Source organism: Streptomyces sp. NBC_00885 (assembly GCF_045207475.1).
Classification (GTDB): domain Bacteria; phylum Actinomycetota; class Actinomycetes; order Streptomycetales; family Streptomycetaceae; genus Streptomyces.
The window spans coordinates 3,072,175-3,092,727 of sequence record NZ_CP108796.1; the positions used below are offsets into that span (position 1 = coordinate 3,072,175).

Consider the following 20,553-nt stretch of genomic DNA (forward strand, 5'->3'; position numbering starts at 1 on the left):
GGTATGAAGGTTGATGCCCCGTGGGGGCTGCGACCCGGATGCTTCGGTCCCTTGCTCTTCTGGCGCTCATCCGGTGCCGACCGCACTCATCTGATCATCGGTGCCCTGTGCGCATATGTCCAGAGGACCTCTCACGTGAGCATCGCCACTCGCAATCCCGCCACCCCCCGCCGAGCGTTTGGGCCATAGCGGTGTGAGGCTTGTAACGAGGCCTGCAGACAGCCTCGTTACCTACGGTTGCGTAGGTAACATCCACGCCATGACCTCTGCCGTGCCGGAAGCGACCGACATAGAGCCCACACCGCACAAACCGCGGCTGCGCGGCTGGCTGCACGCCGGGATGTTTCCCGCCGTCCTGGTCGCCGGGCTCGTGCTCACGGCACTGGCCGACACCGCCAAGGCCCGGGTCGCCTGCGCGATCTACGTCTTCACCGCGTGCCTGCTCTTCGGGGTGAGCGCGCTCTACCACCGCGGCAACTGGGGCCCGCGCGGCGAGGCCGTACTGCGCCGCCTCGACCACGCCAATATCTTTCTGATCATCGCGGGCACGTACACACCGCTGACGATGCTCCTTCTCCCCGCTTCCACCGGCCGTACGCTGCTGTGGGCGGTCTGGGCGGCGGCCGCGGCGGGCATCGCCTTCCGGGTCTTCTGGGTGGGCGCCCCGCGCTGGCTCTACACCCCCTGCTACATCGCGATGGGCTGGGCGGCCGTCTTCTTCCTGCCCGACTTCATGCGCGCAGGCGGGATCGCGGTGCTCGTCCTGGTGATCGTCGGCGGGCTGCTCTACAGCGCGGGCGGCGTGATCTACGGAATGAAGCGGCCGAACCCCTCCCCCGGGTGGTTCGGCTTCCACGAGGTCTTCCACTCCTTCACGCTCGCGGCGTTCGTCGTGCACTACGTGGGGATCTCGCTGGTGGCCTACCAGCACTCCTGACGCGCTCCGGCATCTCCTTCGCCTCCTTCGCCGAACGGCCCGTGGCACCCGCCACGGGCCGTTCCGCGTTCCCGCGCCGACGCCCTCCGCACACGTTGACATCAACCACCTTTTGAGAGTTACTGTCATTTGACATCATCTCTCGAAGGAGGCTGCCATGTCCCGCCGCTGGTGGGCGCTCGGCGCTCTCGTCGCGAGCATGCTCGTGCTCGGTTTCGACCTCACGATCCTCAACGTCGCCCTGCCGACCATGGCCGCCCAGCTCGGCGCCACCACCGGCGAACAGCAGTGGATGGCCGACGCCTATGTCGTCGTCTTCGCCGCGATGATGCTCCCGGCGGGCCTCCTCGGCGACCGCTTCGGCCGCCGCCGGATGCTCGTCACCGGCCTCGGCGTCTTCCTCGCCGGCTCGCTCGTCGGCGCGCTGGCCGATGACGTCACCACCGTCATCGCCGCCCGTGCCGTGATGGGCATCGGCGGCGCGCTGATCATGCCGCTCGCCCTCGCCGTACTGCCCTCGCTCTTCGCCGCACCCCAGGACCGCACCAGGGCCGTCGGCATCGTCTCCGCCGCGTCCGCGCTCGGCCTGCCGCTCGGCCCGATCCTCGGCGGCTGGCTCCTCGATCACTTCTGGTGGGGCTCGATCTTCGTGATCAACGTCCCGATGGTCGCCATCGGGATCACCGCCTGCCTCCTGCTCCTGCCCGAGACCAGCGACCCCGCGTCCCCCAAGGTCGACGCCGTCTCCACCGCGCTCACCGCGGCCGGGCTCGGCACCCTGATCTACGCGATCATCGAGGCCCCGGACCGCGGCTGGGGCGATCGGCTCATCGTCGGCATGCTCGCCGCCGGTGTCGTACTCATCGGCGCACTCGTCCTGCGCGAACGCCGGGCGGCCAGGCCCATGCTCGACATGTCGCTGCTGCGCGACCGGGGCTTCCTGCTCAACACCCTCACCGCGACGCTGGTGATGTTCGTGATGGCGGGGCTGCTGTTCACCCTGCCCGTCCATCTCCAGGCCGTCCTCGGCTACAACGCTCTGGACACCGGGGTGCGGATGCTGCCGATGATGGGCGGCCTGGTGATCGCCGCCAAGTTCAGCGCGGCCCTCGTCCAGCGCTTCGGCCCGCGCGGGGTCATCACCGCGGGACTGGTCGTCCTCGCCTTCTCCGCGCTCCTCGGCAGCCGCACCACCGTAGACAACGGCTACGGCTTCACAGCCCTCTGGCTGTCCGTCATGGGCCTCGGCTTCGGCTTCGCGATGGTCCCCGCCATGGACGCGGCACTCGGCGCCCTGCCCGCCGACCGCGCGGGCAGCGGGTCCGGGCTGCTGATGACCGTACGCCAAGTCGGCAGCGCGATCGGCATCGCGCTCCTCGGCTCGCTGCTCGCCTCCCGATACGCCGGCGACCTCGACGTCACCGGGCTGCCGACCGCGGCCGCGGAACGGGCCCAGGACTCCGTCGTCGCCGCGCACCTGGTCGCCCAGCAGCTCGGCGACGGCGTCGGGGGACGCCTCGCGGACTCCGCCGACGCCGCGTATGTGCACGGCATGACCACCGTCCTGCTCGTCTGCGCAGTGGCGGCGCTGCTGTCCGCGCTGTTCGTCGCCGCGCTGCTGCCGAACCGGCGGCCCGTCACGAAGGACGAGGTGGACGTGGTTCCCGCGCCGGTCGATGCAGGACAATGACGAACATGGCCGCCACTCCACGTACGTCCTCCGGTGCTTCTCTCGCCGAAACGCAGCCACAGCCCGGCCTGCGCGAGCGCAAGAAGCTCAAGACGCGGATCGCGATCCGCCGGGCGACGTACCGGCTCATCGCCGAGCAGGGGTACGAGGCGACCACGATCGAGCAGATCGCCGAGGCGGCGGAGGTCTCCCCGTCGACCGTCTTCCGCTACTTCCCGACCAAGGAAGACATCGTCCTCACCGACGAGTACGACCCGATCATGGAGGCGGAGCTGAGGGCCAGGCCGGCGGGCGAGGATCCGCTGGACTCCATCCGGGCCGTGCTGACGCAGGGCCTGGCGGCGTTCATCGAGGAGGAACGGGAAGAAGTCATCCAGCGGACCCGGCTGATGGTGGAGGTCCCGGCGATCCGCGCGCGGATGACGGAGACGATGGCGACGACGTCGGAACTCCTGGTCCACGCCCTGGCGGACCGCACGGGCCGATCCCGTGACGACCTGGATGTACGGGTCTTCACGGCGGCGGTGCTGGGGGCGGTGCGCGAGGTGATGCTGTACTGGGCGGCGCGGGACCACAAGGACGACTTGATCGCGCTGCTGGACCGGGCGCTGACGACGATCCAGGGCGGGCTGCGGCTCTGACCCCGGGGGGCGTTCCCCCACCCCGCCAATCTGCGGCCCCGCCGCACTCAGCGACCGCCGAGCTGCCCCGCGAGCTCAGCAGCGTCCGCCGTGGGCATCCGGCACGCGAAGTTCCGGCAGACGTACGCCGCAGGGCCGCCGTCCACCAGATGGCGCTCCTTCAGCAACGGGAACTCCTCACCGTCCGGTTCGCCCACCGCGACCACCGCGCCGGGAGCCTGCGCCAGCAGCGCCGTACGGTGCAACTCCCGCGTCGCCGCGTCGCCTTGGGGTCCCACCACGGCCACCTCGCGCGGCCCGTCGAGCAGCGCCTCCGCGACCGCCAGCCCCCAGCCGATGAAGCGCGGCGCCCGCGGGCCGAGCGCCTTCACCACACCCAACGCCCCTTCCGCGGCCGTGCGATGGGCCTCGGATCCGGTGTGCGCCGCATACGAAAGCAGTGCACCGGCCGCCGCCGTCCAGCCCGACGGCGTCGCGTTGTCCGTCGGGTCCTGCGGACGGCGGATCAACGGCTCGGCGTCATGGGCCGTGTCGTACAACGCCCCGCCCTCCGCCACGAACTGGTCGATGACGATGTCCAGCAGGAAGCCCGCGAACTCCAGCCACACCCCCTCGCCGGTCACACCCGCGAGCGCCAGGAAGCCCTCGGCGACATCCGCGTAGTCCTCAAGGACCCCGGCGTGCGCGCCGGGCCTGCCGTCCCTGGACGTACGGGCCAGCCGCGCGCCGTTGTCCATGTGCAGCCGCACCAGCAGATCGGCGGCCTCGGTCGCCCGCTCGACAAGATCGGGACGCTCGAAATACGCACCCACCTCGGCGAGCGCCGCGATCGCCAGACCGTTCCACGCGGCGACCACCTTGTCGTCCCGCCCCGGACGCGCCCGCAGCGCCCGCGCGGCGAGCAGCCGCTCCTTGACCGACGGATCCACCTCGCCGTCCGGGAGCTGCAGGACCGACGCGCCCTCCTCGAAGGTCCCCTCCTCCGTCACCCCGAACAGCTCGACGGCCCGCTCCCCGTCCTCCTCGCCCAGCACCTCACGCAGCTGTTGCGGCGTCCACACATAGAACGCGCCCTCGACATGCCTGCCCGTGCCGTCATCACTGTCCGCGTCCAGCGCCGAGGCGAACCCGCCCTCGGCCGTACGCAGCTCCCGCACCATGAAGTCCGCTGTCTCCAGCGCCACCCGCCGGGCCAGCTCCGAACCGGTCGCCCGCCACAGATGCGCGTACACCCGGCACAGCAGGGCGTTGTCGTAGAGCATCTTCTCGAAGTGCGGCACCACCCACTCACGGTCCACCGAATACCGCGCGAAACCGCCACCGAGCTGGTCATAGATCCCACCGCGGGCCATCGCCGCGCAGGTCTCGGCGGCCATCTGCAGCGCCCCGTCGGACCCGGTCCGGGCGTAGTGGCGCAGCAGGAACTCCACGGCCATCGACGGCGGGAACTTGGGCGCGCCGCCGAAGCCGCCGCTGCGCTCGTCGTACTCGCGGGTGAGCCCGAGCAGCGCCTGCGCCAGCTCCTCCTCACCGGGCACACCCTCCCCGCCGTACGCGAGCGAACGCCCGGCCAGATCCCGGACGATCTTCCCCGCGACCTCACCGACCTCATCGCGCCGCTCGGCCCAGGCGGCGGCAACGCCTTCGAGGATCTGCCGGAAGGAGGCCATGCCGTGCCGGGGCTCGGGCGGGAAGTACGTACCGAAGTAGAAGGGCTCGCCGTCCGCGGTGAGGAAGACGGTCATGGGCCAGCCGCCCTGCCCGGTTGCTGCCTGCACGGCCTCCATGTAGACGGCGTCGACGTCGGGGCGCTCCTCGCGGTCGACCTTGACCGGGACGAAGTGCTCGTTCACATACGCCGCGGTCTCGTCGTCCTCGAAGGACTCGTGAGCCATGACATGACACCAGTGGCAGCTCGAGTAGCCGACGCTGAGCAGCACCGGCACCCCTCGCTTCCGCGCCTCCTCGAAGGCATCGCCCGACCACGGCCACCAGTCGACCGGGTTGTCGGCGTGTTGCAGGAGGTAGGGGGAAGTCTCATGGGCGAGGCGGTTCGGCATGTACTCATCCTCTCTCAGGTGAGGATGATCGTCAGAGTCTCTCGCGCTGACGCGCCGCACGCAGGACACTTGTCGCCGGAACGGAACCGGAACCCGAGACGGGCCGGAACCGGAACGGACACGGAGCTTCGGAGGGGGACGCACATGCGGGACAGCCATCGGGCGGAAGCCGAGCGGCTGTTGGTACGCGCCGTCGAGCAAGAAGTACGGCGTTCGGGAGGGCGGGCGGACTCCGCCGTGCTGCTGGCACGCGCGCGGGCCGCCCTGGACGGTTTGGCGGCGAACGCGGACGAGGAGTACGCCGCGTACGAGCAGGCGCTGGCCGAGGCGGAGGCCGGGCAGCAGCCGCTGGCCGAGCGGTTCAGTCGGCGCAATGTGTCGACTCCCTTGCTGGTGACTGCCGTTGCGGCGATCGCGGCGATCGGCGCGGATGTCGCGCTGGGCACGGCCACGGGTACCGCGCTCGGGGCCGGGGCGGTTGTCGCCGTCGCCGGGGCTGCGACGACCGTCGCGAAGGTGACCGCGTCGCACTGGCCGGCCGCGCACCGCAGGGCCGGGGCGCTCGGGCAGCCGGGTGGGGCCGAGCAGCTGCGGCTGCAGTGGCTGACGGCGCTGGAGGTACGGGGCATCCGCCCGTTCCTGGACCAGCAGCGGATGCTGGCCTCCTCGACCCGTACCGCGACGAAGAAGGCCGCCGTGGCGCCCCAGCTGCGGGGCACGGACCGCAGCGCGGCGGCGCGCAGGCGGTCCGTGCTGGAGCAGTCGTTCGGGCATCTGCCGGAGCCGGAGGGGCCGTTCGCGGGCCGCCGGGAGGAGATGACGCAGATCGCGCAGTGGGTGCATGCGGCCCGCGCCTCGACGGAGACGAAGCCGACGGTCGTGGTGCTGTACGGCGATGCGGGTGCGGGGCGTACGACGCTGGCCGTACGGGCCTCGCAGCATCTCAAGGACCAGTTCCGGGGCGCGTGTGTCGTCGATCTGCGGGGCGACAGCGCCGATCCGCTGTCCACGCGGGACGCGCTGCTGCATCTGCTGAACCGGCTGGGCGCGCCGCGTGAGCAGTTGCTGTTCCGTGAGCGGTCCTCGGCGGAGCAGCAGGTGCGGCGGCTGAGCGAGTTGTATCACCAGCATCTGACGGGCCTGCCGGTGACGGTGGTGCTGGACGACGCGAGCGATGCCGCGCAGGTGCGCACGCTGGTGCCGGAGCGTTCGGACAGTCTGGTGCTGGTGACCGCACGCAGGCCGCTCGACCTGGCGGACGACATTCCGGCGTGGGTGCACCAGCTGCCGGTCGATGCGCTGGATCCGGCGGGCGCGGAGGAGCTGTTGCGGGCGTCGGCCGAGGAGCCTTCGTCCAGTCCGTATGACGCTCAATCGGTGGATGCAGTACGGGAGTTGTGCGGCGGGCTGCCGCTGGCGCTGCGTGTCGCGGGCTCCTCGCTCGGCCCCCGGACCGCGCATCAGCTGGCGGCCGACCTGGGCGCCTACGGCCCCGTGGATCCGGTCGAGCGTGCGCTGTGGCTGCGCTACACCGACCAGTCCGAGCAGGCGCGGCGGCTGCTGCGCCGGCTCGCGCTGGCCGGACGGGCCTCACTCGGTGCGGCAGCGGCGGCGGCGCTGCTGGCCACGGACGAGCAGGAGGGGCAGCGGCTGCTGTCGGGCCTGGCGAGGGCGGGCCTGATCGATCATGTGCGGGCCAGCCGTTACCGGCTGCACGATGCCGTACGGTCCTTCGCCCAGGCCCGGCTTGTCGACGAGGAGGAGGCCAAGGAGCGGGCGGCCGCGCAGGAGCGGCTGATCCAGAACTACGCGGACCTGGCCGGGGCCGTGATCCGCATGGTGGACGGAAAGATGTCCACGCGGGCGGGCCAGTTCGGGGCGCACGGCTTCTCCTCGCTGGACGCGGCGCTGCGCTGGCTGGACGACGAGTCGAGCTTCATCACCTCGGCGCTGCGGCACGCGGAGGGTGTGAACCAGCAGACGGTGCTGGGTCTGCTGGGCGCGCTGTGCGACTACTGCCTGCTGCGCGGCGACCTGTACCGCCTGGGCGAGATCAGTGAGCTGTCGCAGGCGGTGGACCAGGGGCTGCTGGAGCGCTCCGTACGCTGGCGTACCGGTATCGCGGCCCGCCAGCTCGGCGAGCTCGACAAGGCGCGTACGACCCTCTCGTCCGTCGTCGGCCTCTATCGGGAGGCGCAGAACGACTCGGGCACGGCCCTCGCGCTCTGCTCGCTCGGCATCACCCTGCACCACCAGGGCAATCTCACCGAGGCCGCGGCGAAGCTGCACGAGGCGATCGAGCTGCAGTCGTCCGAGGAGCAGGCCGAGGACCGGGCGTGGTCGCTGCACGCGCTGGCCGCGGTCGAACGCGACCGGGCCAATCTCGCGGAGGCGCTGACCCTGCTGGCGACGGCGCTGACCCTGCACCGGGAGGGCGAGTCACTCCACGGCGAGGCCTGGACGCATTTCCAGCTGGGACAGGTGTGCCTGCGCATGGGCGATGTCCCGCGCGCCGAGTCGGAGCTGCGTACGGCGCTGGATCTGTACGGCCGCACCGGTGACGGCCGCGGCGAGGCGTGGGCGCTGACCCAGCTGGCCAGGGCGCGTCTGGTGGACGGCGACCCGGCGCCCGCGGTGGATCAGCTGCGCCAGGCGCTGAGCCGGCACCGGGACAACGAGGACGCGCGCGGTGAGGCGTGGACGCTGTACTACCTCGGCCAGGCGCTGGAGGAGGGCGGCGACCGTGACCAGGCGGTACGGGAGCTGGAGCGGGCCCGGACGATGTTCTCGCGGATGCGTGACGTCTACGGTCTGGCCTGCGCCCGCCACCACTCGGGCCGTGTCACCCGCGACCAGCGCGCGGCCCAGACCGGCAACCTCCGTAACTCCGGCTTCGCCCGCCAGCTCCTGGTGGACGCCCGGGCCGATTTCCACCGCATCGGGGTGGCTCACGGCGAGGCCTGGACCTGCCTGGAACTGGCTCTGATCGACGCGGGCAACAACCGCGCGGCGCAGGCGCTGGCGCTGTGCGACGAGGCGACGGAGCTGTTCGCGTCGTACCAGGACGAGCGCGGCTCGGACTGGGCACGTTTCCTGCGCTGCACGCTGCTGCCGTTCGCGTCACCGGGCGGCATAGAGGTCGGCACGGTGGTGGCCCAGGAGGAGCTGGCTCAGCTGATGGGTACGTCGCACTCCTCGCGCGACGGCAAGCTGGAGGACTGCGCGGAGGCGCTGGCGGTGATGCTGGAGCGCGGCGTCCACCTGGAGGACGGCTGGCAGGCCTGGCACCTGGGAATGGTCCCGAACCGCCACGCGCGCGAGGTGATGGGCGTCCCGGTCACGGCGTCGACGTAGCAGTCAATCGCCGGGACGGGCTGCGTTTCAGCCCGTCCGGCGATTGAGGACACGGCCGAAGGCCGTACCGGGGTCCAGGGCGGAGCCCATGGTTTCGGGATGGGGCGGGGTGGGGGAAAGCCCGCCGCAGGCGCCCAGCCCCGCCCGTTACGGCTTCACGCCGCGGCAGGCCCCGACTTCCGCTTCGCATCCTTCGAAGAAGGCCCGTCGCCCTTCGGATCCGGTGCCTCCTCGAAGTTGACCTTCCCCATGTGCCGGTTCATCGACTTCATCAGCAGCCACACCCCCACGGCCAGCGCCGCGAAGACGAGAAAGCCCAGGACACCGGGCGTGACCTTGTTGTCGTCGACCTCCTTGGCCAGAGGGACGAGATGCGTCAGTGCGAGGTTTGCGCTTGCGCTCATGTCAGGCATTCTCGCGGATGCCCGCGAAGAGGTCGTCCTCGGGGAGGGAGGTATCGACCAGAGACTTCGCCAGCTCGTACTCCTCGGTCGGCCAGACCTTCTTCTGGATGTCCATCGGAACCCGGAACCAGCCGCCGTCGGGGTCGATCTGCGTCGCGTGTGCGATCAGCGCCTTGTCGCGGATCTCGAAGAAGTCCGCGCACGGTACGTACGTGGTCAGCGTGCGTTCGGCGCGCTGGAACTCCTTCCAGCGCTCCAGCCACTCCCCGTACGGGGACTCCATGCCGCGCTCCAGCAGCGCCTCGTGCAGCGCGACCGTGCGCGGCCGGTTGAAGCCCTGGTTGTAGTAGAGCTTCTGCGGCTGCCAGACGGGCCCGAACTCGGACTCGGGGAACTTCTCCGCGTCCCCCGCGCCGTCGAAGGCGACCATCGAGATCTTGTGGGTCATGATGTGGTCGGGGTGGGGGTACCCGCCGTTCTCGTCGTAGGTCGTGATGACCTGCGGGCGGTAGGAACGGATGGACTTCACCAGTCGCCCGGCGGCCACGTCGACGTCCTCGAGGGCGAAGCAGCCCTCGGGAAGCGGCGGCAGCGGGTCGCCCTCGGGCAGGCCGGAGTCGACGAAGCCGAGCCATTCCTGGCTCACCCCGAGGATCTCGCGCGCCTCGTCCATCTCCTTCTTGCGCACTTCGTGGATGTGCTCCTCGATGTACGCGTCCCCCTGGAGCTTGGGATTGAGGATGGAGCCACGCTCGCCTCCCGTGCAGGTCACGACCAGCACGTCCACCCCCTCGGACACATACTTGGCCATCGTGGCCGCGCCCTTGCTCGACTCGTCGTCGGGGTGGGCGTGAACGGCCATCAGTCGCAGCTGCTCAGTCAAGACTCGATCCTCAATGATTCGTCGCGTACGGCGGCTTCTATAGTGACCGAATCGGGGGTCGGAAAATTCCGGCAGCCCCGTCCCGAGCCCAGCCCGAGAGGAATTGTCATGGCCGCGGTGCGCGCGCAGCTTCCGGAGGGCCGCTACGGCCGCTCGGCTGACGACCGTGCCGACCGCAAGCTCAAGATTGTGGGCGCGGGCCTCGGCGTCGCACTGCTCGGGGTCATCGGCTGGTTCGGATACGACTACATCGCCGGGCAGAAGATCAGCGCCGAAGTGATCAAGTTCAGCGTCACGTCCAACACCGAGGTGCAGGTGCACCTGGAAGTACGCAAGAACGCGGACACCACGGGCAGCTGCACGCTGCGTTCCCGGTCCGCGGACGGCAGCGAGGTGGGACGCCTCGACGTCGCTGTCGGCCAGCGGGGCACGACCCGTATCGACGAGGTCGTCAAGGTGCGCACGACGGCGCGCGGGACCAGCGCCGAGCTGGTGCAGTGCACCGCCCGCTGACAGCGGATCCCCTGCCTGATCACATGGCGGGTCTCGCCCGCTGACCTGCGGTGATGTAATTCTGATGGCTTTCGTCCTCCCCCTTGGGCCTCGGAATTGTTAGGCTCGTGGTTTCGCCCATCCATGGAGGCACATCCTTCTGGGTAGGGCGATGCTTTGTATTCCCAGTACCTACGAGGAGCACCTGTGACCCAGACCAGCGAGAACGTCACCTGGCTCACCCAGGAGGCGTACAACCAGCTCAGGGCCGAGCTGGAATACCTGTCTGGTCCCGCGCGCACGGAGATCGCCGCCAAGATCGCGGCTGCGCGTGAGGAGGGCGACCTGCGGGAGAACGGCGGGTACCACGCGGCCAAGGAGGAGCAGGGCAAGCAGGAGCTCCGTGTGCGCCAGCTGACCCAGCTCCTGGAGAACGTGAAGGTCGGCGAGGCGCCGACCGCCGAGGGCGTCGTTGCGCCCGGCATGGTCGTGACGATCGCCTTCGACGGCGACGAGGACGACACCGAGACCTTCCTGCTGGCTTCGCGCGAGTACGCCTCCGACGCCATCGCGACGTACTCCCCGCAGTCGCCGCTGGGCAGCGGCGTGAACGGCAAGAAGGTCGGCGAGTTCGCCGAGTACGAGCTGCCGAACGGCAAGACGGCCTCGGTCAAGGTCCTGGCGGCCAAGCCGTACAGCGCCTAAGCCCGCACACCGGACAGCACGGCGAAGGGCCGGACCGCACATCGCGGTCCGGCCCTTCCCTGTATGCATGATCAGGCGGTCGCCGAGCGGTACTTGCGCACCGACAGCGTCCGGAAGACCACGATGATCAGGACCGACCAGATCAGCGATGCCCACACCGGGTGCGCCATCGGCCAGGCGTCCGACGGCGATGCTCCGGGGTTGCCGAAGAGCTCGCGGCAGGCCTGGACCGTGGCGCTGAAGGGGTTCCACTCGGCGATCGGCTGCAGCCAGCCCGGCAGATTGCTGGACTGCACGAAGGCGTTCGAGATGAAAGTGACTGGGAAGAGCCAGATCAGTCCGCCGGACGTGGCCGCCTCGGGCGTACTGACCGAGAGTCCGATGAGTGCGCCGATCCAGGAGAAGGCGTATCCCAGCAGGAGCAGCAGCGCGAACGCGCCGAGGGCCTTGGGGATGCCCTCGTGGATCCGCCAGCCGACCAGCAGAGCGACGATCGTGAGGACGACGACGGTCAGAGTGGTCTGGACGAGGTCCGCGAGGGTGCGGCCGGTGAGGACTGCGCCGCGGGCCATGGGCAGGGAGCGGAACCGGTCGATCAGACCCTTGTGCATGTCGTCGGCGATGCCCGCACCGGCGCCCGCGGTGGCGAAGGTGACGGTCTGGGCGAAGATGCCCGCCATCAGGAACTCCCGGTAGACCGCGGGGTCCGTGGTGCCGCCGACGTCCATGGAGCCGCCGAAGACATAGCTGAACAGCACCACGAACATGACGGGCTGGATCATCCCGAAGATGATCATCTCCGGGATCCGGGTCATCCGGATCAGATTTCGCTTGGCGACGACGAGCGAGTCGTTGATCGACTGGACGACGCCGCCGCGCGGCTTGGGTGCCGCGAGCTTCACGGCGTCCGTTGCGGTGGTCACTTCACGGACTCCTTCCGGGACTTCATGGCCTTCGCATCCTTGGGATCCTTGGCGCCCTTGGCGTCCTTGGCGCCCTGCGACTGCCGGTTCTCCTCGTCCTGGAGCTCGGCGGCATGGCCGGTCAGGGATATGAAGACGTCGTCGAGGGTGGGGCGGCGCAGACCGATGTCGTCGATCTCGACGCCCCGGGTGTCCAGTTCGCGGATGACCTCGGCGAGCAGCTTGGCGCCGCCGTTAACCGGGACGGTGAGCTTGCGGGTGTGCTCGGCGATGGCGACCTCGCCCTTGCCGAAGCCCAGCAGCACCTCGCGGGCCGGGGTGATCTGGTCCGGGTGCTGCACGACGACCTCGACCCGCTCGCCGCCCGTCTGGGCCTTGAGCTGGTCGGCGGTGCCGCGGGCGATGACCCTGCCGTGGTCGATGACGCAGATGTCGTGGGCCAGGTGGTCGGCCTCTTCGAGGTACTGGGTGGTGAGCAGCAGTGTCGTACCGCCGCCGACCAGTTCTTCGATGACCTCCCACAGCTGCATCCGGTTGCGCGGGTCGAGTCCGGTGGTGGGCTCGTCCATGAACATCACGGGTGGGGAGACGACCAGCGCGGCGGCGAGGTCGAGCCGCCGGCGCATGCCGCCGGAGTACGTCTTGGCGGGACGGTCGGCGGCGTCCGCGAGGTTGAAGCGGTCGAGCAGCTCGCCCGCCCGTACCTTCGCGTCACGTGCGCTCATCTGGTAGAGCTGGCCGACCATCTGGAGGTTCTCGCGGCCGGTCAAGTACTCGTCGACCGCGGCGAACTGGCCGGAGAGGCCGATGCAGCGGCGGACTTCGTTCGGGTGTTTCAGGACGTCTATACCGGCGACGACCGCCTTGCCGCTGTCGGGCTGCAGCAGGGTGGTCAGTACGCGCACGGCGGTGGTCTTGCCGGCTCCGTTGGGGCCGAGAAGACCCAGAACCGTGCCCTCCGGGACGTCGAGGTCGACGCCGTCCAGAGCCCTTACATCGCCGAAGGTCTTCACCAGGCCTTCGGCGTAGATGGCGCCTGGCATGTGGGTTCTCCCAAGGTGGCAGATGGGTGGGTCACTGCTTGCGAAGAGATGCGTGGAGAGAAGAGGTACGTAGGGATACGAAGAGATGCGGGCGTACGAAGAGATGCGGGCATGTGTGGGATGTCCCGCACCTGGCGGGAGCATGGCAAGACCTTCACCGTAACGCGATACATCGCGACACTCAAGCCTGTCGCGAATGCACATGCCGAGAAAGCCCAAAGGGCCTGTCAGCGCCGCGTCAGGCTGTGTCAGCTTGCGCCGGCCACCGGGGCCGGAGGCCACGAGAGCGCCCTCGCGGGCTCAGCTCATGACCCTGTAACCCGCATCGCGCAGCGTCGCCGCCACCAGTTCGCAGTGCTCAGGGCCCTTCGTCTCCAGCTGCAACTCCACCTCCGCCTCCGTGAGCCCGAGCCGCGGGTCGGTCCTTACGTGACTCACATCAAGGACGTTAGCGTCGACCACTGACAACGAGCCCAGCAGTGCGGCGAGCGCACCTGGCCGGTCCGTCAGCCGCAGCCTCAGCGACAGATAGCGGCCGGCTGCCGCCATTCCGTGCCGCAGGATGCGCTGCAGCAGCAGCGGGTCCACATTGCCGCCCGACAGCAGGGCGACAACCGGGCCCTGGAACGCCCCCGGGTCACTCAGCAGCGCCGCCACCGGACTTGCCCCGGCCGGCTCGACCACCAGCTTCGCCCGCTCCAGGCAGAGCAGTACGGCGCTGGAGAGCTCGTCCTCGGAGACCGTACGGACTTCGTCGATGAGATCGCCAATGATTTTGAACGGAACGTCGCCGGGCCGGCCCACCTTGATCCCGTCCGCCATCGTCGACGGTGCGTCGATCGAGACGGGATACCCGGCGGCGAGCGAGGGCGGATACGCGGCCGCGCCCTCCGCCTGCACGCCGATCAGCTTCACATCGGGCCGCACCGCCTTCACCGCGACCGCGATACCGGCCGCGAGCCCGCCGCCGCCGATGCCGACGACGATCGTCCGCACCTCGGGGCACTGCTCCAGGATTTCGAGGCCGACGGTGCCCTGCCCGGCGATGATGTCGGGGTGGTCGAAGGGGTGGATGAACACCGCGCCCGTCTCGTGCGCGTACTCCTGCGCGGCGGCCAGGGTCTCGTCGATGACCTGGCCGTGCAGCCGTACCTCGGCGCCGTACTCCCTCGTCGCCGCGACCTTCGGCAGCGGCGCCCCCATCGGCATGAACACGATGGAGCGCACGCCGAGCAGCGAGGATGCCAGTGCCACGCCCTGCGCGTGATTGCCGGCGGAGGCCGCGACGACGCCCGCGGCCCGCTCCACCGGCGAGAGCCCGGAGATCCGTACGTACGCGCCGCGCAGCTTGAAGGACCCCGTCCGCTGGAGGTTCTCGCACTTGAGATGAACGGGCGCGCCCACCAGCTGCGACAGATGCCTGCTGCCCTCCATCGCGGTCATCCTGGCGACCCCCGCGAGCATCTTCTGAGCCCCCCGGATGTCGTCGAGGATGACGGGGCGAAAGGTGCCAGACGTACTGAAGCTCATGACGTCAAGCATCGCAGCTCACCGGGCCGACGGCTGCCCGGGTACCGGGCTTCCCCACTGGTTTGCGCAGCCCTGGTACACACCGGGTTTTTGCCGCGTACTCTGTCCCCCACCAACCGACCGCCGCACGAGAGAGCCCCCCTAGCCATGCCCACTTCTCAGGACATGACGACCCATCTCGACCCCGGCCTCCTCGATGCCCTCCAGCACCAGGTCGCCGTCTTCGCACGCCGCGCGGAACAGACCCGGCTCGGCGGGGTCGGCCAGGTCCGCAACTCCATGGACCGTGCCGCGTATCTGCTGCTCAACCGGCTCGACAAGGAAGGCCCGATGGGCGTCAAGGCGCTGGCCGCGGGGATGGGCATCGACTCATCGACCGTCACCCGCCAGGTCGCGCCGCTCGTCGACACCGGGCTGGTCAAGCGCACCTCGCACCCCGAGGACGGCCGCGCCGTCGTGCTCCAGCTGTCCCCGCGGGGCCAGGCCAGGCTCGAAGAAGTCCGCTCCTCGCGGCGCGAGCTGATGGCACAGGTGACGGACGGCTGGACGGAGACGGAACGCGAATCGTTCTGCACTCTGCTCACCCGTTTCAACACCGCTCTCTCCGCCCGCCAGGCCGGTCTGCCGCCCGTGGACACGGAGACGTCGCCGACCTCTTGACCCCGGCGCCTGATCTGCTCCTATATGAGGACGTGAGCGATCGGCAGACGGGACAAGGGCGTCGCCGTGCCCGGGAGTTCGAGGCGTTCGTCGCGGGCGCGGCGCCACGGCTGCTGCATGCCGCGACCCTGCTCACCGCCGAGCCCCCGGGCGCCAATCCGCACGCCGAGCAGCTGCTGACCGCCGCGCTCGCCCATACGTACGCGCAATGGGACCGGCTGCGCGGCGAGGATCCGTACGACCGCACCCGCCAGGAACTCGCCGCCCGCTTCGCCCGCGGCGCCTGGCGCCTCCACCGGGTGCGCGGCGGGGTGCTGGAAGGTCTCACCCCGCAGGAGCGCCTGATTCTGGTGCTGCGTCTGTACGAGGGCGTGGCGGAGGAACAGACGGCCGCGCTGATCGGGCTCCCGGTGGAACGCGTCCGCGCGATCTTCACGCGCGCGGTGCGGAGGATGTGCGCGAGTCCTCCCACGCCGCCGCCGCCGCACACTCAGGTCCAGGCGGCGTCATGAGCAGCCGGGAGCGCAAGGAGACCGAGGTACGCCGGATGCTGGAGACGCCCCATCCGCCGGTCCCGGCCGATCTCGCCGCCCGCGCCGTGGAGCACGGCACCCGGCTGCTGCGCCGCCATCGTGCACTGCGCCGTGCGCTGTGGCTGCTGCTGGTCGCCGCGGCGATCGCGTTCGCCCTCTGGGCGACGGTGGCGCAGCCGTGGGTGGTGGCGCCGTCGGACACGACGCCCCCGCTGGAGGGCTGGTAGGCAGCCCCTTCGCCGGCCCGGCCTGCCGGAGCGGCCCGGATCTATCCTGGAAAAAGCGGCGTACAGACCGATCCCAGGAGGTCCCCATGACCAGGAAAGTCGCCGATTGCCGCAGGTTCCCGAGCGTGATGGACTGCTCGCTCACCATCTCCGGTGAGGAAGAGGAAGTCGTACGGGCAGCAGCCGAGCACGCGGTCTCCGTCCATGGACACGCGGACAGCCTGGAGCTGCGCTCGGAGATCCGTGAATCGCTCGAGGACGAGAAGGTCACCGCGTGACGCCCGGCGCCTGACACATGACGTGCTCTGACATGCTCTGACTTCGTCTGCGGTCCTCTGACGTGCTCTGACGTGCTCGCCGGGCAGGCCGATGCTCGGCCCGCCCGGCGATGGTGACCGTGGGGTCAGCCCAGCGCCTGCTGAAGATCCGCCAGCAGATCGTCGCCCGACTCGATGCCCACCGAGACCCGCACCAGGTCCGCCGGGACCTCCAGTGCGGAGCCCGCCACCGACGCATGCGTCATCCGCCCCGGGTGCTCGATCAGCGACTCGACGCCGCCCAGCGACTCGCCCAGCGTGAACAGCTTGGCGCGGTTGCAGACCTCGACCGCCGCCTCCTCGCCGCCCTGGACCCGGAAGGAGACCATGCCGCCGAAGTGCTTCATCTGCTTGGCGGCCGTCTCGTGGCCCGGGTGTTCCGGCAGGCCCGGGTAGAGGACCTGGGTGACCTTGGGGTGGCTGGTGAGCATCTCGGCGACCCGGGCGGCGTTCTCACTGTGCCGGTCCATCCGGACGGGCAGCGTCTTGATGCCGCGCAGCACCAGCCATGCGTCGAACGGGCCCGCGACGGCGCCCATCGCGTTCTGGTGGTAGGCCAGTTCCTCGCCCACCGCCGCGTCCGCCGCGATCAGCGCGCCGCCGACGACGTCCGAGTGCCCGCCCATGTACTTGGTCAGCGAGTGCACGACGATGTCCGCGCCGAGCGAGATCGGCTGCTGGAGATAAGGGCTCGCGAAGGTGTTGTCCACGACGAGCCGGGCGCCCGCGCCCCGCGCGATCTCGGAAACCGCCGCGATGTCGGTGATGCCGAGAAGCGGGTTGGACGGCGTCTCGACCCAGATCACCTTGGTCTTGGGGGTGACCGCCGCCCGTACCGCCGCCGGGTCGGAGGTGTTGGCCACCGACCACTCGACGCCCCACCGGGAGACGACCTTGGCGAAGAGCCGGAAGGTGCCCCCGTACGCGTCGTTCGGGATCACCACATGGTCGCCCGGTTCCAGCAGCGTACGCAGCAGGCAGTCCTCCGCCGCGAGTCCGGACGCGAAGGCGAGCCCGCGCCGGCCGCCCTCCAGCGCCGCGAGGTTCTCCTCCAGCGCGGTACGCGTCGGGTTGGCGCTGCGGCTGTACTCGTAGCCGCCGCGCAGTCCTCCCACACCGTCCTGCTTGTAGGTGGACACCTGGTAGATGGGAGGGACGACCGCGCCCGTCAGCGGGTCTGCCGTGTTGCCCGCGTGGATGGCGAGGGTCTCGAAGCTGTGCTCACTGTGCTGGTCGCTCATGAGCCCCGAGCGTAGTCGCGCCGGAACGACTGCGCGGCCCGGCCCCGAACGCTGTCCGGTACCCACCGCCCCGATGACGCCGCAGTGCCGTCCGGGACAATGGGCTCATGGAGATTCTCTGGTTCCTGATCGCACTGTGCATGCTGACCGCGGTCATCGGCCCCTTCGTGCTGCGCCGGCGCTCCGCCATCCGGCAGGTCGCGCCCGGCTCGCCCGACGCCGCCGACCCGGACACGTACGGATTCGTACGCCAGGAGGAGCTGGACATCCGCCTGCCGGGACCGGACCAAGACCTCCTCGACGTACTCGAAGTCGTCCAGCGCACCCAGGACTGGCGGGCGGCGTCCCAGCTGCTCGCCGGCACCCCCAAGGAGGGCGAGGTCCGCTGGCAGCGCGTGCAGGCCTTCGCCGGGGCCGCGTCCGTGGAACTCCAGCAGCAGCCCGGCGTCGGCGGCGCGTGGCTGCGCGCCTGGCGCCTGGACTCCCCCAAGGACGCGGGCGGCGCGCAGGTGCACGCGGAGTTCCTGGTGCAGCAGGCGTGGCGTTCGTCGACCGCGGGCACGGACGACTTCCGGATCATCCTGGAGGAGGCCCGTACGGTCTGCGGCGAGGCGGCCCTGCTCTCGCCCGGCGACCCCGTTCCGTACATCGTCGAACTCGCCGTCGGCCGCGGACTCGGCTACTCCCACGAGCAGTTCGACCAGGTGTGGGCGAAGGTCATCGACCGCGCGCCTGAACACATGGGAGCGCATCTGGCCGCGCTGCACTACTGGTGCGAGAAGTGGCACGGCTCCCGCGAGGAGGCGGACCACTTCGCGACGACGGCCGCAGCCCGCGCCCCGCAGGGCTCGCTGCTCGCGGCGCTGCCGCTGTTCGCGGTGTACGAGCATCTGCCCGAGGTCAATCTGGTGCAGAGCTTCTACCGGAGCGAGGTCGTCACCAAGGCGATGGAGGGCGCGCTCTTCGCCGTGCACGCGGCCCGTCCGGACGACCCGATGCTCGCGCACGTACGGCATCTGCTCGTCCTCTTCCTCGTACGGTCGGAGAGGTGGGCGGAGGCGATGAACCAGCTGGTGCACGTCGACGGCCACATCGGCGCACTGCCGTGGACGCTGAGCGGGGACCCGGCGGCGGACTACACGGTGTACCGCAACCTGGCGGTGGCGGGCTACGAGGCCAACGGCGGGAGCCCGGCGACGTTGCCGCACTGATCGGGTGGGCGTGCCCGTGGGGTGCGCGGCGCTGGGAATTCCGGCGCCGCACCAATCGTTCTCACCGGTGTCGCCACCTCAAGGAGAGCCCGCATGTTCCTGTCCCGCCGCACCCCCGAGCTCCCCACCCCCGACCAGGCCCTCCGCGGCCGCCCGGAGCCCGAATTCTCCGTCCCCGCGCGCCACACGGTCCTGGGCAACCCGCTGCTGGGCCCGTACCCCGAGGGCCTTGAGATCGCGGACTTCGGCCTGGGCTGTTTCTGGGGCGCGGAGCGCAAGTTCTGGCAGACGGAGGGCGTCTGGACCACGCTGGTCGGCTACCAGGGCGGCCACACCCCGAACCCCACCTACGACGAGACCTGCTCGGGCCTGACGGGCCACACCGAGGCGGTGCGCGTCGTCTTCGACCCGAAGGTCGTCTCGTACGAGTCGCTGCTGAAGCTGTTCTGGGAGTCCCACGACCCGACGCAGGGCTTCCGCCAGGGCAATGACGTGGGCACGCAGTACCGCTCGGCGATCTACACCCACTCGGCCGCCCAGGCCGAAACGGCGACGGCGTCGCGCGAGGCGTACCAGCGAGTCCTGACGGGCTCGGGGTACGGCACGATCACGACGGAACTGCTGCCGGCGGAGGGCCGCCCGTTCTATCCGGCCGAGGCGTATCACCAGCAGTATCTTTCAAGCAGCAAAAACCCGAACGGCTACTGCGGGACCGGCGGCACTGGTGTCTCCTGTCCGATTGGTGTCGCGAAGGCGGACGGGTGAGCGCTGGCTTCACCCCCGAACTACTGGCGGGGCTGTGGCAGGAACGGCGGCCGTCGGGTCCGCCCATCGCTCACACGTTCCGCAGTACGTACCCGGACCGCTGGGTGCGCTTCCACAGCCTCCCCGAATCGAAGCGCTACCCAGATTCCCGGGACGAGTACGCGATCGTGCTGGACCGGTACAACACGATCCTCGACGAACTGTTCGCGGGCACGGACGTGTTCGTGGTGACCATGGACTGGTCGAACACGCCGACCGGGCCCGCCGGCTACCCAACACCACGACAGACACTGCACCCCGACGGCATCCGCTGGTGGACCGAGTCGGAGCAGGACGACCCCGACCCGGAGTTCCACACCCACACACGCCTGTACGCCACCCGACGCCCGTGGGAACGCGGCTGCGTCGACGAGTTGCTGCGCGCCGTCGCGGACGAAGTGGTCGTCGAAGTGTTCTTCACCGATACGGAACTTCGACGCATCCACCACCCGTACGACGGCGGCGCAGACGTCATCCTCACCACAACCACAGAACGAGACCGGCTGCGCGGCCGACACACCGCCTGGCTCCCCAGCAACGCAGCAGGGCTCTAACACCAGCAGTACTTGGACAAGAACCCGGCGGGGTACTGCGGGATCGGCGGGACGGGGGTTTCCTGCCCGATCGGTGTCGCGCCCGCCGAGGGATGACAGGCCCGCGGTTGTCAGAGGTCGACGCCCTGGTCCGTCGTCTCACACCGGAGGACCGGGCCGCGGTCAGCCTGCTCGACCTGCAAAGACTCCAGGTCGAGCGGACCGGTGTCAGCGAGCAGACCGCTGGACAGATGCGGGAACCCGTATACGGAGTGCATGGCCGCGAAGCCCGCTGGTGGTGGCTCCGCAAACCGACTGTCCTGCCACCTGACTGGTAACGCAACACCGCCAGCCAAGTCCCGGTA

General features: G+C 70.0%; 21 protein-coding genes and 1 pseudogene. 14 read left to right on the forward strand and 8 right to left on the reverse strand.

The window, feature by feature from the left end:
- The first annotated feature begins 259 nt into the window (after positions 1-259).
- The 3 genes from OHA61_RS13535 (at position 260) to OHA61_RS13545 (ending at position 3,268) form a co-directional block, all read left to right on the forward strand.
- Positions 260-937, forward strand: coding sequence for a hemolysin III family protein (locus OHA61_RS13535; RefSeq protein ID WP_406303263.1), 678 nt, complete (start codon positions 260-262; stop codon positions 935-937).
- A gap of 157 nt (positions 938-1,094) precedes the next feature.
- The gene (locus OHA61_RS13540) at positions 1,095-2,627 is read left to right on the forward strand and encodes a DHA2 family efflux MFS transporter permease subunit (RefSeq protein ID WP_406303264.1); all 1,533 of its coding nucleotides are present in this window, start codon (positions 1,095-1,097) and stop codon (positions 2,625-2,627) included.
- A gap of 5 nt (positions 2,628-2,632) precedes the next feature.
- Positions 2,633-3,268, forward strand: a complete 636-nt coding sequence (locus tag OHA61_RS13545; RefSeq protein ID WP_406303265.1) for a TetR/AcrR family transcriptional regulator — start codon at positions 2,633-2,635, stop codon at positions 3,266-3,268.
- A gap of 47 nt (positions 3,269-3,315) precedes the next feature.
- On the opposite strand, the gene OHA61_RS13550 is transcribed toward OHA61_RS13545, so the two are convergent.
- Positions 3,316-5,328 carry a thioredoxin domain-containing protein gene (locus OHA61_RS13550; RefSeq protein WP_406303266.1) on the reverse strand — a complete coding sequence of 671 codons (2,013 nt, stop codon included), beginning with the start codon at positions 5,326-5,328 and terminating at the stop codon, positions 3,316-3,318.
- A gap of 144 nt (positions 5,329-5,472) precedes the next feature.
- Here OHA61_RS13550 and OHA61_RS13555 point away from each other — a divergent pair, with 144 nt between their 5' ends.
- The gene (locus tag OHA61_RS13555; protein WP_406303267.1) at positions 5,473-8,682 is read left to right on the forward strand and encodes a tetratricopeptide repeat protein; all 3,210 of its coding nucleotides are present in this window, start codon (positions 5,473-5,475) and stop codon (positions 8,680-8,682) included.
- Positions 8,683-8,837: 155 nt separating this feature from the next.
- Here the strand turns inward: OHA61_RS13555 and OHA61_RS13560 are convergent, their stop codons facing one another.
- Together OHA61_RS13560 and mca are read right to left on the reverse strand one after the other, a co-directional pair.
- Positions 8,838-9,095: a hypothetical protein gene (locus OHA61_RS13560; RefSeq protein ID WP_406303268.1), complete on the reverse strand. Its 258-nt coding sequence runs from the start codon at positions 9,093-9,095 to the stop codon at positions 8,838-8,840.
- The gene (gene mca / locus OHA61_RS13565) at positions 9,088-9,969 is read right to left on the reverse strand and encodes a mycothiol conjugate amidase Mca (protein ID WP_324988062.1); all 882 of its coding nucleotides are present in this window, start codon (positions 9,967-9,969) and stop codon (positions 9,088-9,090) included. The genes OHA61_RS13560 and mca overlap by 8 nt, the downstream gene beginning before the upstream one ends.
- Before the next feature lie 108 nt (positions 9,970-10,077).
- Here mca and OHA61_RS13570 point away from each other — a divergent pair, with 108 nt between their 5' ends.
- Together OHA61_RS13570 and greA are read left to right on the forward strand one after the other, a co-directional pair.
- Positions 10,078-10,482, forward strand: a complete 405-nt coding sequence (locus OHA61_RS13570; protein WP_406303269.1) for a DUF4307 domain-containing protein — start codon at positions 10,078-10,080, stop codon at positions 10,480-10,482.
- Between the two features lie 186 nt (positions 10,483-10,668).
- Positions 10,669-11,166 (forward strand): transcription elongation factor GreA, encoded by a 498-nt coding sequence (gene greA / locus OHA61_RS13575; protein ID WP_406303270.1) that lies wholly within the window; start codon positions 10,669-10,671, stop codon positions 11,164-11,166.
- Positions 11,167-11,237: 71 nt separating this feature from the next.
- Here greA and OHA61_RS13580 read toward each other — a convergent pair whose 3' ends face one another.
- The 3 genes from OHA61_RS13580 to ilvA form a co-directional block, all read right to left on the reverse strand.
- Positions 11,238-12,089, reverse strand: coding sequence for an ABC transporter permease (locus OHA61_RS13580; RefSeq protein ID WP_406303271.1), 852 nt, complete (start codon positions 12,087-12,089; stop codon positions 11,238-11,240).
- On the reverse strand, positions 12,086-13,132 hold the full coding sequence (locus tag OHA61_RS13585; protein WP_406303272.1) for an ATP-binding cassette domain-containing protein: 1,047 nt from the start codon (positions 13,130-13,132) through the stop codon (positions 12,086-12,088). The genes OHA61_RS13580 and OHA61_RS13585 overlap by 4 nt, the downstream gene beginning before the upstream one ends.
- 300 nt (positions 13,133-13,432) lie before the next feature.
- Positions 13,433-14,662: a threonine ammonia-lyase gene (ilvA, locus tag OHA61_RS13590; protein WP_406303273.1), complete on the reverse strand. Its 1,230-nt coding sequence runs from the start codon at positions 14,660-14,662 to the stop codon at positions 13,433-13,435.
- A gap of 147 nt (positions 14,663-14,809) precedes the next feature.
- Between ilvA and OHA61_RS13595 the strand changes: the two genes are divergently transcribed.
- The 4 genes from OHA61_RS13595 to OHA61_RS13610 all read left to right on the forward strand — a co-directional run bounded on the left by OHA61_RS13595 (position 14,810) and on the right by OHA61_RS13610 (position 16,360).
- Entirely contained in the window at positions 14,810-15,322 is a 513-nt protein-coding gene (locus OHA61_RS13595; protein ID WP_266486929.1) for a MarR family winged helix-turn-helix transcriptional regulator, read from the forward strand.
- Between the two features lie 32 nt (positions 15,323-15,354).
- The gene (locus OHA61_RS13600) at positions 15,355-15,834 is read left to right on the forward strand and encodes a sigma factor-like helix-turn-helix DNA-binding protein (protein WP_406303274.1); all 480 of its coding nucleotides are present in this window, start codon (positions 15,355-15,357) and stop codon (positions 15,832-15,834) included.
- Positions 15,831-16,082 carry a hypothetical protein gene (locus OHA61_RS13605; RefSeq protein WP_406303275.1) on the forward strand — a complete coding sequence of 84 codons (252 nt, stop codon included), beginning with the start codon at positions 15,831-15,833 and terminating at the stop codon, positions 16,080-16,082. Before OHA61_RS13600 ends, OHA61_RS13605 begins: the two co-directional genes overlap by 4 nt.
- 86 nt (positions 16,083-16,168) lie before the next feature.
- The gene (locus tag OHA61_RS13610) at positions 16,169-16,360 is read left to right on the forward strand and encodes a DUF1059 domain-containing protein (protein ID WP_361914399.1); all 192 of its coding nucleotides are present in this window, start codon (positions 16,169-16,171) and stop codon (positions 16,358-16,360) included.
- 125 nt (positions 16,361-16,485) lie between these two features.
- Here the strand turns inward: OHA61_RS13610 and OHA61_RS13615 are convergent, their stop codons facing one another.
- Complete coding sequence (locus tag OHA61_RS13615) at positions 16,486-17,640, reverse strand: cystathionine gamma-synthase (RefSeq protein ID WP_406303276.1); 1,155 nt, start codon at positions 17,638-17,640, stop codon at positions 16,486-16,488.
- 107 nt (positions 17,641-17,747) lie between these two features.
- Here OHA61_RS13615 and OHA61_RS13620 point away from each other — a divergent pair, with 107 nt between their 5' ends.
- From OHA61_RS13620 to OHA61_RS13635, 4 genes and pseudogenes are all read left to right on the forward strand, one after another.
- Positions 17,748-18,851 carry a hypothetical protein gene (locus OHA61_RS13620; protein WP_361918218.1) on the forward strand — a complete coding sequence of 368 codons (1,104 nt, stop codon included), beginning with the start codon at positions 17,748-17,750 and terminating at the stop codon, positions 18,849-18,851.
- A 93-nt stretch (positions 18,852-18,944) separates the two neighbouring features.
- A complete protein-coding gene (gene msrA / locus OHA61_RS13625) occupies positions 18,945-19,616 on the forward strand; it encodes a peptide-methionine (S)-S-oxide reductase MsrA (RefSeq protein WP_406303277.1) in 672 nt (223 codons plus the stop codon).
- A complete protein-coding gene (locus tag OHA61_RS13630) occupies positions 19,613-20,209 on the forward strand; it encodes a hypothetical protein (protein ID WP_406303278.1) in 597 nt (198 codons plus the stop codon). Before msrA ends, OHA61_RS13630 begins: the two co-directional genes overlap by 4 nt.
- A pseudogene (locus tag OHA61_RS13635) lies at positions 20,210-20,305 on the forward strand (peptide-methionine (S)-S-oxide reductase); the annotation flags it as partial.
- A 14-nt stretch (positions 20,306-20,319) separates the two neighbouring features.
- On the opposite strand, the gene OHA61_RS13640 reads toward OHA61_RS13635, so the two are convergent.
- On the reverse strand, positions 20,320-20,466 hold the full coding sequence (locus tag OHA61_RS13640) for a hypothetical protein (protein WP_406303279.1): 147 nt from the start codon (positions 20,464-20,466) through the stop codon (positions 20,320-20,322).
- Between the last annotated feature and the right edge of the window lie 87 nt (positions 20,467-20,553).